Here is a 13604-nt window from a genome sequence, read left to right as displayed (position 1 = left end):
CCATCAGATTCAGGGTAGGGGGCGTCCCCGGGGGCGGCAAGAGAGGGTCCGCGTCAGCTGTTCCAGCTCTCGTCGTACGGATCCGTCGGCTCCGGCACCGGCTTGGCCTGCGTGACCTCGATGAACGGGATCGGACCGCCGTTGACCGGGTCCTCGGCGCGGCGCGGGGTGTAGGTGCCGGTGATCTGCAGCCAGGTGTCCGGCTGGAGGACCGGTGGGACCTGGCCGGTGAGGGCGACCTTGACCGGCTGGGCGTCGGCGGCGCAGCAGTTGAGGGCCATCCGGACCAGGTAGGGGGTGCCGTCGCGGTCCAGGGCCAGGAAGCCGGTGAGCTGGACGGAACGGCCCCGCAGCGTGCGGCCGTGGCCGTAGACGGCGCGGCCCGCGTAGTCGACGACGCTGAGCCGCAGGGGGTCGGCGGCCGGGAGGTCGGGGTAGGCGAGGGGTTCCTGGAGGGCCGTACCGGTGCGGGTGGCGCTGTAGGAGCCGAGGGCGGGCGGGGCGACGAGGATCAGGGCGAGGAGGGGGAGGACGAGCAGCCAGGCGACTCGGGGTTCGGGGTGGGGGTGAGAGGGGGGCCGGGGGTCGGGGCGGGGTTCGGAGGGGGGCCGGGGGTCGGCGTGGGGTTCGGAGGGGGCCTGGGACTCGGGGTGAGCCGGGGATTCGGGGTGACCCTGGGACTCGGGGTGAGCCGGGGATTCGGGGTGAGCCGGGGACCCGGGATGAGCCGCGGATCCGGGATGAGCCGGGGACCCGGGATGAGCCGAGGGTCCGGGGTGAGCCGGGGACCCGGGATGAGCCGGGGATCCGGGGTGAGCCGCGGATCCGGGATGAGCCGGGGACCCGGGATGAGCCGGGGACCCGGGATGAGCCGCGGATCCGGGATGAGCCGGGGACCCGGGATGAGCCGCGGATCCGGGATGAGCCGGGGACCCGGGATGAGCCGGGGACCCGGGATTAGCCGCGGATCCGGGATGAGCCGCGGATCCGGGATGAGCCGCGGACCCGGGATGAGCCGCGGACCCGGGATGAGCCGGGGATCCGGGGGCGGCCTGGCTCGGCTGTTCGCCGCGCTGCCTGTGCCGTCGCGCCCGCTTCCGCTCGTACCAGACCGTCGCCACCGCCGCCGCGATCAGTACGACGCCCGCCGCCAGCACCAGCGGGCGCAGGCCCTGTTTGACGTAGCGCAGATAGAGGTCGGTGCTGCCCGCGTGCAGCAGGGACGCGCCGAGCAGGAACAGGACTGCCGACTGTGCCTGGCGGTTCAAAGGATCACCCATCCGGTCAGTGCCGACACCACCACGGCCAGCGCGAAGGTGGCCGGGGCGAAGCGCAGGGCGAAGGACCGGCCGAAGGTGCCCGCCTGCATCGCGAAGAGCTTGAGGTCGATCATCGGGCCGACGACGAGGAAGGTGAGCCGGGCCGTGAGCGAGAACTGGGACAGCGACGCCGCGACGAACGCGTCCGCCTCCGAGCAGATCGACAGCACCACCGCGAGCACCGCGAGGGCGAGGACCGCCAGCACCGGGTTGTCCGCGGCGGCGCGCAGCCAGCTCTCCGGGGCGACCGCCTTGAGGGTCGCCGCCGCCATCGCGCCGACCACCAGGAAGCCGCCGGCGTGCATCACGTCGTGCCGGACGGAGTTCCAGAAGGCCTCGCCCCTGCTCTGGCCGTCGTGGGCCGGGTGGGAGGGCAGCTTCAGCCAGTCCGTGCGGCCGAGGCGCAGCCACAGCCAGCCCATCGCGCAGGCCACCAGCAGGCTCGCGACCAGCCGGGCGAGGACCATCTCCGGGTCGCCGGGGAAGGCGACGGCCGTCGCCGTCAGCACGATCGGGTTGATCGCGGGGGCGGACAGCAGGAACGCCAGCGCCGCGGCGGGCGTCACCCCGCGCCGCACCAGTGCCCCGGCCACCGGCACCGACGCGCACTCGCAGCCGGGCAGCACCGCGCCCGCCGCCGAGGCGACCGGGACGGCGAGGGCGGGGCGGCCGGGCAGGGCGCGGGCGAAGAAGGACGGCGGCACGAACACCGCGATGGCCGCCGAGAGCAGTACGCCCAGCACCAGGAAGGGCAGCGCCTGGACCATCACCGCGACGAACACCGTCGTCCAGCTCTGCATGACCGGTGCGGACAGCGCCCGGCGGATCGGGCTCTGGAGCAGCACCAGGACGACCATGAGCATGGTGAGGAGGAGGGGGGAGTTGAGGTGCCGGCCCTCCTGCCCGGCCCCGTCGGTCTCCTGCGGGGTCCTCTGCGGGGTCTTCTGCTGGGTCTCCTGCTGGGTCTCCTGCTGGGTCTCCTGCGGGGCCGCTTTGGTGATCGCCACGGGCGAGGTACCTCCGGTGGTGCGGTAGGGCGCTGGTTTCCCTCCCCTCCGGTACGGGCGGCGGGGCGGGAGTGTTCAGTCGAGGAGGTTCGGGGGAGGTTCGGGGACGGCGGGCCGCCGGTGGAACCACCCGTCACTATGAGGCAGTCTTTCCCCTCGTGGGGAGCGTTCCGAGTCAGCGGCCGGGCAGTGACACGGCGGCGCACATGGTGGTGTGCGGCGACGACGGGCTGGCGCACCGGCTGGCCGCCGAGTTGCGCGGGGTGTACGGCGAACAGGTCACGCTCGTCGTGCCGCCCTCCGAGCGCACGGTACGGCCACCCGTGGTGGGCCGGGCCCGGGCCGCGTCGGCGGCACTGCTCGGGGCGGTGACCGCGGCCGTCAGCCGTGCGAACGGGGCGAGCGCCGGCGGCGAACCCGCCGGAAACGTCCGGGTGGTGGAGGCCGGCGAGGCCACCGAGGCCGCCCTCGCCGACGCCGGTGTGGAACAGGCCGCCGCGCTCGCCCTCGTCTACGACGACGACGAGACCAACATCCGCGCCGCCCTGACCGCCCGCCGCCTCAACCCCCGCCTCCGGCTCGTCCTGCGCCTGTACAACCGCCGGTTGGGCCAGCACATCGAGGAACTCCTGGACCAGGCGGCCGCGTTGGCGACGGGCGCGGGAGACACCGACCTGGACGCCTCCACGACCGTGCTGTCCGACGCCGACACGGCCGCTCCCGCGCTGGCCGCGACGGCGGTCGTCGGCACCACCAAGGTCGTCCAGACGGACGGCCTGCTGCTGCGCGCGGTCGAACGCCCGCCCCCGCGCCCCGGGCAGTCACCCGCCGCCGGCCTGGCCACGCTGGCGCTGCTGTCCGCGACCAGCAACGACCCGGCCGGCGCCGACGGTTCGGAGGGCAGCGGCGAGCAGGGGCCGCTGCTGCTGCCGGACGCGGAGGCCGTCCAGGAGGCGAGGGGCCGGGGCACGGTCGTCCTGGAGCAGGTGTCGTACGCGGGGCCGTCCCTGCCCTCGGGACGCGGTGTCGTACCGTCCTTCGCCTCACTGTTCTCCCGGCGGCTGCGCTGGTCGCTGGCCGGCCTCGTGGGCTGTGTCGCGGCGCTGGCCGTCGCGCTGACGGTGGTGACCGGCGAACACCCGCTGTACGCGACCTACATGACCCTCCTCGACCTCTTCGCCATCAACGAACCCGCGCTCCACCAGTCCCTGGCCCGCCAGATCCTCCAGCTCCTGTCCGGGCTGACCGGGCTGCTGCTGCTCCCCGTGCTGCTGGCCGCGGTGCTGGAGGCCCTCGGCACCTTCCGTACCGCCTCGGCCCTGCGCAAACCGCCGCGCGGGCTCGGCGGCCATGTCGTGCTGCTCGGCCTCGGCAAGATCGGCACCCGGGTGCTGACCCGGCTGCGGGAACTGCACATCCCCGTGGTGTGCGTCGAGTCCGACCCCGAGGCCCGCGGGATGGCGACCGCGCGGCGGCTGCGGGTGCCGGTGGTGCTCGGCGACGTCACCCAGGAAGGCGTCCTGGAGGCCGCCAAGATCCACCGGGCGCACGCGCTGCTGGCGGTGACCAGCGCGGACACCACGAACCTCGAAGCCGCCCTGTACGCCCGCTCCGTCCGCCCCGACCTACGCGTGGTCCTGCGTCTGTACGACGACGACTTCGCCACCGCCGTCTACCGCACTCTGCGCGCCGCGCACCCCCACGCCCTGACCCGCAGCCGCAGCGTGACCCACCTCGCCGCGCCCGCCTTCGCCGGGGCGATGCTGGGCCGCCAGATCCTCGGCGCGATCCCCGTCGAACGCCGCGTGCTGCTGTTCGCGGCGGTCGAGGTGGCCGGCCAGCCGCAGTTGGAGGACAGGACCGTCGGCCAGGCCTTCCGGCCGGGCGCCTGGCGCGTCCTGGCCCTGGACCGCGGCTCCCGCGACGAGCGCCGCGAGGAACCCGCCGTCGAGGAGGCCTACGAGGACGGCCGGGCGGGCGGCGCGTCGGGATGGGTGTGGGACCTGCCCGACTCGTATGTCCTGCAGAAGGAGGACCGCGTGGTCCTGGCGGCGACCCGCCGGGGGCTGGCGGAGCTCCTGGGCAGACGGCCACGGCAGCGGGAGGGCGCGTAGCGCGCCGTGATCCCCCTGCTGTGAACCGCCGTGGGCCGTCCTGCTACGCCGCTCTGCTACGCCGCCCTGCTAGGAACCGCCGCCGACCCTCACCGCCCCCTCCTCGTCGACGCGGATCGCCACGTCGCTCCACTCGAAGTCGTAGTCACCGTCGGTGCACGAGTAACCGAGGCTCTGGCAGTAGTAGCCGGTGTCCCGGCCGGGCTCGGCGGTGAAGAGCTCCGGGAGCCTGTCGCAGCGCGGCTCCTTCGGGGCCGAGAGGCTGTCCGGCCCGTTCTTCCCTGCCTCCCAGGCGAACCGGTCGTAGACCTCCTGGGCGAGCACCACGGTTCTCAACGGCCGGGCGGTGTACTGGTAGTCGATGCCGTAAGGGGCGCCAAGGCCCTGCGGGACGGCGTTGGTGATCTTCACCTGCCAGGGCACCTCGACGTCCTCGTAGGTGACGGTGCAGCGCGTGGTGGCCCCCACCTCCAGGGCGAGCTCGCCGCCCTCGCACCGGCCGGGCTCGACCTCGCCCAGCTCGCCCACCATGTCGAGCGTCTTCCGCCTGAGGTCGTACAGCGCCTGCGCGGTGGGGCCGGCGTCCCGGTCGGGGCGCGGGGGCAGCGCGGCCGTCACCTCGCGTCCGGACAGCCCGGGATGACGCTCGCTGGGCCGGATCCGCACGGGCCGCTTCTCGCCCTCGACCGGGAAGTTCTTCGGTCTGTTCTCCCAGCCGCAGCCGGGCACGTCCTCGCCGCAGCCGCTCATCAGCACCACGGCCGCCACCACGGCCGGGACCACCGCACGCCTCATCCTCCGGACCTCCCCCGCGCCTGGCGTTCGTGCGACGAGGCACGACTGCGCGTCGCCGCACGACCGTATCCGTCCTACTTCGGGACCCCACCCGTCAAGTGCCGCTCCGCGAAGTCCAGTTCCAGTCGGACCTGCTTGATCCGCTCGTCCACCACCAGCGATCCGTGCCCCGCGTCGTACCGGTACACCTCGTGCACCGCACCGCGGGCCTCCAGGCGCTTCACGTAGTTGTCGACCTGGCGGATCGGGCAGCGCGGGTCGTTCACACCCGCCGAGATGTACACCGGGGCCTTCACCTGGTCGACGTAGGTCAGCGGTGACGACGCCTCGAAGCGCTCCGGGACCTCCTCGGGGGTGCCGCCGAGGAGGGTGCGGTCCATGGCCTTCAGCGCCTCCATCTCGTCGTGGTACGCGGTGACGTAGTCGGCGACCGGGACCGCCGCGATGCCCAGCGTCCACGCGTCCGGCTGGGTGCCGAGGCCGAGCAGGGTGAGATAGCCGCCCCACGAACCGCCGGTCAGGATCAGCCGGGCCGGGTCGGCCAGGCCGGACGTCACCGCCCATTCCCGGACCGCCGCGATGTCCTCCAGCTCGATCAGCCCGACCCGGTGCTTGAGCGCGTCCGTCCACGCGCGCCCGTAGCCCGTCGAGCCGCGGTAGTTGACCCGGACCACCGCGTACCCGTGGTCCACCCAGGCCGCCGGTCCGGCCGCGAACGAGTCGCTGTCGTGCCAGGTCGGGCCGCCGTGGATGTCGAACACGGTCGGCAGCGGACCCTCGGCGCCGGCCGGCCGCTGCACCAGCGCGTGGATGCGGCCACCCGGGCCCTCCACCCACACGTCCTCCACCGCGACCGAGCCGGGGGACTTCATGCCGGGCGGATCCAGCACCACCCGCCCCGTCGTCGAGCGCACCGCCGACGGCTGCGCCGCCGACGACCACAGGTACTCCACGCTGCCGTCCGGGCGGGCCGTCGCCCCCGACACCGAACCCGCCGGAGTCGGGACGCGCACCAGCTCGCGCCGCGCCAGGTCGTACCGGAACAGCTCGCTGCGGGCCTCGAAGCTGTGTGCGATCAGCAGCCCGGCCCCGTCCGGGTACCACTCCGCGCTGACGTCACCCGGCAGTTCCAGCGCGAGGTCCGTCTCCTCCCCCGTCGCCACGTCCCATACCAGCGGCTCCCAGCGGCCGCGCCGCTGATGCCCGATGAGCAGCCGCGCGTCACCGGTCACCGGGGCGAAGCCGAGGACCTCCAGGCCCAGTTCCTCGGTGCCGCCCTTGGTGTCGTCGAGTTCGGCGACCGCGCTGCCGTCGGGGCGCAGGACGCGCAGCGCCGAGTGCATCGCGTCGCCGTGCTCGGTGTGCTCGACGGCGATCAGCGTGCCGTCGTGCGAGAGGTCGCCGACGCCCGCGGACTCGCGGTGCCGGTAGATCTCCACCGGGGGCTCGCCGAGGCGGGCCACATGGATCGTCGTACCGTCCTCGTCCGTGGAGCGGCCCACGATCGCCGTACGGCCGTCCCGGCCCAGGGCGAGGCCCGCCGGGTAGGAGGGGTCGAGACCGGGCGCCGCGAGCTCGTCCTCGCCGCCGGTGAACGGCTGGCGGCGCCACACGCCGAACTCGTCGCCGTCCTTGTCGTCGAACCACCAGATCCACGCGCCGTCCGGGGAGAGCACGCCGTCCGTCGTGCCGTTCTGCCGGTCGGTCACCTGGCGCTGCTCGCCCGTCGCACGGTCCCAGGCGTACAGCTCGTACGTCCCTGTGGCGTTCGACACGAACAAGGAGCGGTCCGGGGCGTCCTCCGCCCAGTCGGGCAGCGACACCCGGGGCGCCCGGAAGCGCTTCTCCCAGTCCGGCATGCCCTTGTCCGGGGTGGCCTTGTCCTGCATGTGGTGATCCCGCGAATCGGACCCGTGGCTCTCAGTCATGGCCCCATAGTGCCTGGCCCGGCCGACAATCCGCTGGCGAGGCCCCCAGCCTGTGGATAACTTCCGCGACCGCGTCGTCAGCCCCGGCGTCGGACCCGTTGTCAGTGCCGGGGTGCAGACTGCTCGGCATGACGGATCTGCGCAAGACAGTCGAGAGGTTCTGGACCACCGCTGAGGCCCGGGACTGGGACGCGTTCGCCGAGACGCTCGCCGAGGACGTCGTGTACGACCTGCCTCAGACCCGGGAGCGGATCAGCGGGCGGGAGCGGTACGTGCGGTTCAACCGGGAGTATCCGGCTGAGTGGCATCTGCGGATCGAGCGGATCGTCGCCGAGCCCGGTCAGGTGGTGACGTGGGCCCACGTCACGGTGGGACTGGAGGAGATGTACGCCATCTCGTTCTTCACGGGGGACGAGAACGGCCGTATAGCCGCGGTGACGGACTTCTGGCCGGAGCCCTACGAGCCCCCGGCGGGCCGTGAGCACCTCGTCGAGCGGTACTGAGAAGGGGACCGGACCCCGCGGCCCGGTGTCCGGCACGGCCCCGTACCGTTGAGGGCGTGTACCGGTTTCTGCTGACGCCCCGTTGGTGGGGGATCAACGTCTTCGTGCTGCTCGCCATCCCCTTCTGCGTGTTCATGGGGTCCTGGCAGCTGAGCCGGTTCGAGGCGCGGGTGCAGGACCATCGCACCGCCGGTGAGCTGGCCGAGAAGGCCGAGCACGAGGCGGCCCGTCCGCTCGCCGAACTGCTGCCGGTGGACAAGGCGACGTCCGGCAGGCAGGCCACCGCGAGCGGACGGTACGGCAAGCAGTTGCTCGTGCCGGGCCGGGAGCTGGACGACCGGCAGGGCTTCTACGTCCTGACGCTGCTGCACACCGACGACGGCAAGGCCCTGCCGGTGGTGCGGGGCTGGCTGCCCGGCGACGCCGACCGCGCCGAGGCCCCCGCCGCACCGACCGGCGAGGTCACGGTCACCGGGGCGCTCCAGGCGTCCGAGGTGCCCGGGGAGAACGGCGTGCCGGCCCGCGGCGGCCTGCCCTCCGGCCAGACGGGAGCGATCAGCGCGGCGACGCTGGTGAACCTGGTGCCCTACGACGTGTACGACGCCTGGATCACCCTCGACAAGGCCGACTCGGGCATGAAGCCGGTCCCGGCGACCGCCGCCAGCGACACCGGCCTCGACCTGAAGGCGTTCCAGAACCTCGGCTACACCGGCGAGTGGTTCGTCTTCGCCGGCTTCGTGGTCTTCATGTGGTTCCGTCTGCTCCGCCGCGAGGTGGAGACCCTGCGGGACGCGGAGCTGGGGCTGCTGCCGGACGGGGAGCCCAGCGAGGGTCCGGCGGCGCAGGAGAAGGCCAACGCCTGAGCGCGGGCCCGGGCACGGGCCTCGGCGCGGCGCTGGGCGCCCGCCAGGGAGGCCCTCACACCGTCTGAAGCACGCCCGTCCAGTACACGACGCCCGCACACGCGTTGGACACGACCACCGAGGTCGTGGGCGCTCCCGCCTCCGTGGTGAGGGAGATGGTGACGCTGCCGTCGGCCGTGGTGTCCTCCGTCATCAGCTGGGTGGAGGTTCCGGTGTCGCCGCCCGTGGAGGTGCCCTCCGTGGTGCCGGTGGCGTTCTCGGTCGGGGTCGGGGTGGGCGACGGGTCGGGGCCGCCCGTGCCGCCGCCGTTGTTCGTGCCCGTGGTGGGGCAGGTCTCCGACGGGACCCAGGCGAACTTGACCTGGTAGGAGTCGCCGGGCTTGAGGACGAGGGCGGTGAGTTCCTGGGAAGGGTCGGGCAGGCTGACCGCCGCGTCCCCGGCGATGTGCCGGGCCTGGGAGATCTTCGAGCCGTCCGCCGCACCGCCCGCGGTCAGGGCCACCGAGCCCGGGCCGCTCACCGTGCAGTCGGCGGTGGAGACGTTGCTGAAGGTGAACGTGCCGTACACCGTGCCGGAGGAGTCGGGCAGGTCGGTGGTCCCACCGGACGTGCCGAGCTGCTCGGCGGTGCAGGCGGCGACGCCGGCCGGGCTGGTCGCCAAGGGGTCGGTGGGACTTCCGGAGCCGGCATCCGCACCGGTGCCGGCACCGGTGCCCTTGTCCTCGTCCTTCTCGTTCCCCTTGCCCTTGTCCTCGGCCTTGCCCGAGGTGCCGCCGGACGTGCTCTCGCTGCCCTCCGTCTCCTTGCCCTGCCCGGCGCCGCCCTGAGCCTGCTCGCCATGGCCGGCGTTCGACGAGTTGACGTTGGAGCCGGTGGAGTTGGAGACATGCACCAGGGCCGGAACGGCGGTGCCGACGAAGAGCACCGCGGCCGCCGCGCCCACGAGCGCCTGCCGCTTGCGCGCCCGTCGTGCGGGCACCGCCCGCCGCAGATGGTCCAGCGTGCCCTCGCGCGGCTCGATCTCGTCGACCGCGTGGTGCAGCATGCGGCGCAGTGCCAGCTCGTCCGAGTCGAACCCCTCGGGGCTCTGGTCGTCGGGGCCGTGGTTCACAGTTCCGTTCCCAGCGTGCGATTGCTTCGGCTGTTGCTTGTCCGGCCGCTCGTCATGGTCCCCGCTCATGCCGGCGCCTCCATGGCGACCCGCAGCGCGGCGATGCCACGCGAGCCGTACGCCTTCACCGAGCCCAGTGAGATGCCGAGCGTCTCGGCGACCTGTGCCTCGGTCATGTCCGCGAAGTACCGCAGGACCAGCACCTCGCGCTGCCGGCGCTGGAGACCCTTCATCGCCTTGATGAGGGAGTCCCGCTCCAGCTGGTCGTACGCCCCCTCCTCCGCGCTCGCCATGTCGGGCATCGGCTTGGACAGCAGCTTCAGGCCGAGTATGCGGCGGCGCAGGGCGGAGCGGGAGAGATTGACGACGGTCTGGCGGAGGTACGCCAGCGTCTTCTCCGGGTCCCGGACGCGCTTGCGCGCGGAGTGGACGCGGATGAACGCCTCCTGGACGACGTCCTCGCAGGAGGCGGTGTCGTCGAGGAGGAGCGCCGCGAGACCCAGCAGCGAGCGGTAGTGCGCCCGGTAGGTCTCGGTGAGGTGGTCGACGGTCGTGCCGGCCGCCGCGGCGTTGTCGGCCTCGGCACCGTCACGCTGACTGGGTATGCGGGCGGGCCGCGCTGCGGGCATGGGCGCGATCACCGGCATGCCGCCGGGCGCACCGGACATGCGGGATCGGCCGGGCCGGCGGGGCGGCCGTAGGGCCGTGCCGCGGGTTGGCGATGGGGGTCCCCCCGCTCGAGCGGAGCCGAGAGTGGGGGAGAAGTCGAGTACCTCTGCCACGTCTGTTGGACACGCGTCCCCCCGTGAGGGTTGTACGTGCCGGACGTCACTTTTGCGTCAGTCGCGACAGTCGGCCCTCCGGCCGCAGTGACCGTGACTCTCGCGCCAGGCAGCACAGCTGACCGTGCGTCAAACGCCCACATGCCTACCCGCTCTTCCCTTATGTCCCATATGGCCAGAGCGTCCCCACGCCCTGCCCATTCGGCGTCCCCACGCCAGAAAAACGCGTCCTCACGTCCCCTGAAGGCGACCGCAAAGACGCTCCCCGCCCTGCAAGCGGTTGCAGAGCGGGGAGGAAAATCTTCAACTGCCGACAGTGTCCGGTTCAAGTGGTCCGGACCATCGATCGGCTCACACTTTTCACACAGATCCTACAAACGAACGCGTCGGAGCCCAGGGGATTTCCGGTGTCACCCGGGTCCTCACCGGAACTCCGCCGCCACCAGCTCCGCGATCTGCGCGGTGTTGAGGGCCGCGCCCTTGCGCAGGTTGTCGCCGCAGACGAAGAGTTCGAGCGCCGTCGGATCGTCGAGCGCGCGCCGCACCCGGCCGACCCAGGTCGGGTCCGTGCCCACCACGTCGGCGGGCGTCGGGAACTCACCGGCGTCCGGGTCGTCGTACAGCACGACCCCCGGCGCGGTGGCCAGGATCTCGCGCGCCTTGGCTACCGTGACCTCGCCCTCGAAGCGGGCGTGCACCGTCAGCGAGTGCCCGGTCAGCACCGGCACCCGCACACAGGTCACCGCGACCGGCAGCTGCGGCAGCCCGAGGATCTTGCGGGACTCGTCCCGCACCTTCATCTCCTCCGACGACCAGCCGTCCTCGCGCAGCGACCCGGCCCACGGCACGACGTTCAGCGCGACCGGCTCCGGGAACGGCCCGGTGTTCTCGCCGACGGCCCGCCGTACGTCACCGGGGCTGGTCCCCAGTTCCGTACCGGCGACCAGGGACATCTGCCGGCGCAGCGTCTCCACTCCGGCCCGCCCGGCCCCGCTCACCGCCTGGTACGAGGAGACCACCAGGGAGCGCAGCCCGAACTCGGCGTGCAGCGCGCCCAGCGCCACGATCATCGACAGGGTCGTGCAGTTGGGATTGGCGACGATCCCGCGCGGCCGCATCCGGACCGCGTGCGGATTGACCTCGGGGACGACGAGGGGCACCTCCCGGTCCATCCGGAAAGCGCCCGAGTTGTCGACCACCACCGCGCCCTTGGCGGCGGCGATCGGCGCCCAGCGGGCGGCCACCTCGTCCGGGACGTCGAACATCGCGACGTCGACCCCGGCGAAGGCCTCCTCGGTGAGCGCCACCACCTCGACCTGCTCGCCGCGCACGGCCAGCTTGCGGCCGGCCGAGCGCGGAGAGGCGATCAGACGGATCTCGCCCCAGATGTCCGCCCGCTGGGACAGGATCTGGAGCATGACCGAGCCCACGGCCCCGGTCGCACCCACGACCGCGAGCGTCGGTCCAGGCCTTGCCGTCACCTTCCCGCCTGCCGCGCGACGCCTGGCACGCACGCTCGCCGCGTTGCCGAACCACCCACGTGGCTCCGCCACGAGGGCGCTCCGGCGCCTTGCGACCGCACGCACCAGACGCCGCGCGGCCCGCCCTCCGGGCGGACGACGGGAAGGTGACGGCAAGGCCTGGTCATCGCCCGGTCCCCCCGTAGACCACGGCCTCGTCACTGTCCGAGTCGAGGCCGAAGGCGGAGTGCACGGCGCGGACGGCCTCGTTGACGTCGTCGGCGCGGGTGACGACCGAGATGCGGATCTCGGAGGTCGAGATCAGCTCGATGTTCACGCCGGCGTCGGAGAGCGCCTTGAAGAAGTCGGCCGTGACGCCCGGGTTGGTCTTCATACCGGCGCCGACCAGGGAGATCTTGCCGATCTGGTCGTCGTAGCGCAGGGAGTCGAAGCCGATGCCGCCCTTGTTCTTCTCCAGGGCGTCGATGGCCTTGCGGCCCTCGGACTTCGGCAGCGTGAAGGAGATGTCCGTCAGACCGGTGGCGGCGGCGGACACGTTCTGCACGATCATGTCGATGTTGATCTCGGCGTCGGAGATCGCGCGGAAGATCGCGGCCGCCTCGCCCGGCTTGTCCGGCACACCGACGACCGTGACCTTGGCCTCGGAGGTGTCGTGCGCGACACCGGAGATGATGGCCTGCTCCACCTGCTTGTCCCCTTGCTCGATCGGCTCGCTGCTGACCCAGGTGCCCTGCAGCCCGCTGAAGCTGGACCGGACGTGGATCGGGATGTTGTAACGACGGGCGTACTCCACACAGCGGTGGAGCAGCACCTTCGAGCCGGACGCCGCCAGCTCCAGCATGTCCTCGAAGGCGATCCAGTCGATCTTCTTCGCCTTCTTGACCACGCGCGGGTCGGCGGTGAACACGCCGTCGACGTCGGTGTAGATCTCGCACACCTCGGCGTCGAGGGCGGCGGCCAGCGCCACGGCGGTGGTGTCCGAACCGCCGCGCCCCAGGGTGGTGATGTCCTTCGAGTCCTGGCTCACGCCCTGGAACCCGGCGACGATGGCGATGTTGCCCTCGTCGACGGAGGTGCGGATCCGGCCCGGCGTGACATCGATGATCCGGGCTTTGTTGTGGACCGAGTCGGTGATGACACCTGCCTGGCTGCCGGTGAACGACTGGGCCGAGTGGCCCAGGTTTTTGATCGCCATGGCCAGCAGGGCCATGGAGATCCGCTCTCCCGCGGTCAGCAGCATGTCGAGCTCGCGCCCGGCAGGCATCGGGGAAACCTGCTCGGCGAGATCGATCAGCTCGTCCGTCGTGTCGCCCATCGCGGAAACCACGGCGACCACCTGGTGGCCGTTCTTCTTGGCTTCCACGATCCGCTTGGCGACGCGCTTGATGCCCTCGGCATCGGCTACGGAGGAGCCTCCGTACTTCTGCACGACAAGGCCCACGTGCGCTCCTCGCTCAGTCCGTGTGTGTCGGCTCAGTTTACCGAGCGTCCGAAAACGACCTTGGGGTTCCCAGATGGTGAGATTCCGGCGCTCGGGGTGGTGTCTGCCCGGTCGGGGGTGGGGCAATCGGTTTAGTGGTGCAGGTCACTCGGGTCGACGCAGGGCACAGACCCTCGATGCCCGCCGGGCGCGTCCGCAGCACGAAATCGGCCATTGACGCTCTCCGTAGTCGAACGCTAACTTCACGTCGTCGTCGCCAC

The 13604-nt window shown here is 72.3% G+C and carries 10 protein-coding genes and 2 pseudogenes; 3 read left to right on the top strand and 9 right to left on the bottom strand.

Annotated features, from left to right (window positions below):
• Positions 1-53: 53 nt before the first annotated feature.
• From AQJ67_RS37950 to AQJ67_RS37945, 3 genes and pseudogenes are all read right to left on the bottom strand, one after another.
• Positions 54-572, bottom strand: a pseudogene (locus AQJ67_RS37950) (TIGR03943 family putative permease subunit); the annotation flags it as partial.
• A 492-nt stretch (positions 573-1064) separates the two neighbouring features.
• Positions 1065-1268: pseudogene (locus tag AQJ67_RS46190) on the bottom strand (TIGR03943 family putative permease subunit); the annotation flags it as partial.
• On the bottom strand, positions 1265-2326 hold the full coding sequence (locus AQJ67_RS37945; RefSeq protein WP_062724031.1) for a permease: 1062 nt from the start codon (positions 2324-2326) through the stop codon (positions 1265-1267). The pseudogene AQJ67_RS46190 and the gene AQJ67_RS37945, both read right to left, overlap by 4 nt.
• A 206-nt stretch (positions 2327-2532) precedes the next feature.
• Here AQJ67_RS37945 and AQJ67_RS37940 point away from each other — a divergent pair, with 206 nt between their 5' ends.
• The gene (locus AQJ67_RS37940; protein WP_062724030.1) at positions 2533-4440 is read left to right on the top strand and encodes an NAD-binding protein; all 1908 of its coding nucleotides are present in this window, start codon (positions 2533-2535) and stop codon (positions 4438-4440) included.
• A gap of 69 nt (positions 4441-4509) precedes the next feature.
• Here AQJ67_RS37940 and AQJ67_RS37935 read toward each other — a convergent pair whose 3' ends face one another.
• Entirely contained in the window at positions 4510-5235 is a 726-nt protein-coding gene (locus AQJ67_RS37935) for a hypothetical protein (protein ID WP_063807409.1), read from the bottom strand.
• Positions 5236-5309: 74 nt separating this feature from the next.
• On the bottom strand, positions 5310-7163 hold the full coding sequence (locus tag AQJ67_RS37930) for a S9 family peptidase (protein ID WP_062724028.1): 1854 nt from the start codon (positions 7161-7163) through the stop codon (positions 5310-5312).
• Positions 7164-7291: 128 nt separating this feature from the next.
• Between AQJ67_RS37930 and AQJ67_RS37925 the strand changes: the two genes are divergently transcribed.
• Both AQJ67_RS37925 and AQJ67_RS37920 read left to right on the top strand, forming a co-directional pair.
• Positions 7292-7666, top strand: a complete 375-nt coding sequence (locus AQJ67_RS37925; protein ID WP_062724027.1) for a nuclear transport factor 2 family protein — start codon at positions 7292-7294, stop codon at positions 7664-7666.
• 56 nt (positions 7667-7722) lie between these two features.
• A complete protein-coding gene (locus AQJ67_RS37920) occupies positions 7723-8529 on the top strand; it encodes an SURF1 family protein (RefSeq protein WP_062724026.1) in 807 nt (268 codons plus the stop codon).
• A 55-nt stretch (positions 8530-8584) separates the two neighbouring features.
• On the opposite strand, the gene AQJ67_RS37915 is transcribed toward AQJ67_RS37920, so the two are convergent.
• From AQJ67_RS37915 to AQJ67_RS37900, 4 genes are all read right to left on the bottom strand, one after another.
• Positions 8585-9640: a Trm112 family protein gene (locus AQJ67_RS37915; RefSeq protein WP_062724025.1), complete on the bottom strand. Its 1056-nt coding sequence runs from the start codon at positions 9638-9640 to the stop codon at positions 8585-8587.
• A gap of 65 nt (positions 9641-9705) precedes the next feature.
• The gene (locus tag AQJ67_RS37910) at positions 9706-10422 is read right to left on the bottom strand and encodes a SigE family RNA polymerase sigma factor (protein ID WP_425264210.1); all 717 of its coding nucleotides are present in this window, start codon (positions 10420-10422) and stop codon (positions 9706-9708) included.
• A 422-nt stretch (positions 10423-10844) separates the two neighbouring features.
• Positions 10845-11903: an aspartate-semialdehyde dehydrogenase gene (locus AQJ67_RS37905; RefSeq protein WP_062724024.1), complete on the bottom strand. Its 1059-nt coding sequence runs from the start codon at positions 11901-11903 to the stop codon at positions 10845-10847.
• 163 nt (positions 11904-12066) lie between these two features.
• Positions 12067-13344, bottom strand: a complete 1278-nt coding sequence (locus tag AQJ67_RS37900; RefSeq protein WP_062724023.1) for an aspartate kinase — start codon at positions 13342-13344, stop codon at positions 12067-12069.
• Positions 13345-13604 lie beyond the last annotated feature (260 nt).

This window comes from Streptomyces caeruleatus, from assembly GCF_001514235.1.
In the GTDB taxonomy this organism is placed as follows: domain Bacteria; phylum Actinomycetota; class Actinomycetes; order Streptomycetales; family Streptomycetaceae; genus Streptomyces; species Streptomyces caeruleatus.
Note: the sequence above shows the minus strand (reverse complement) of the source record. Positions and strands in the feature narration are given on the sequence as shown.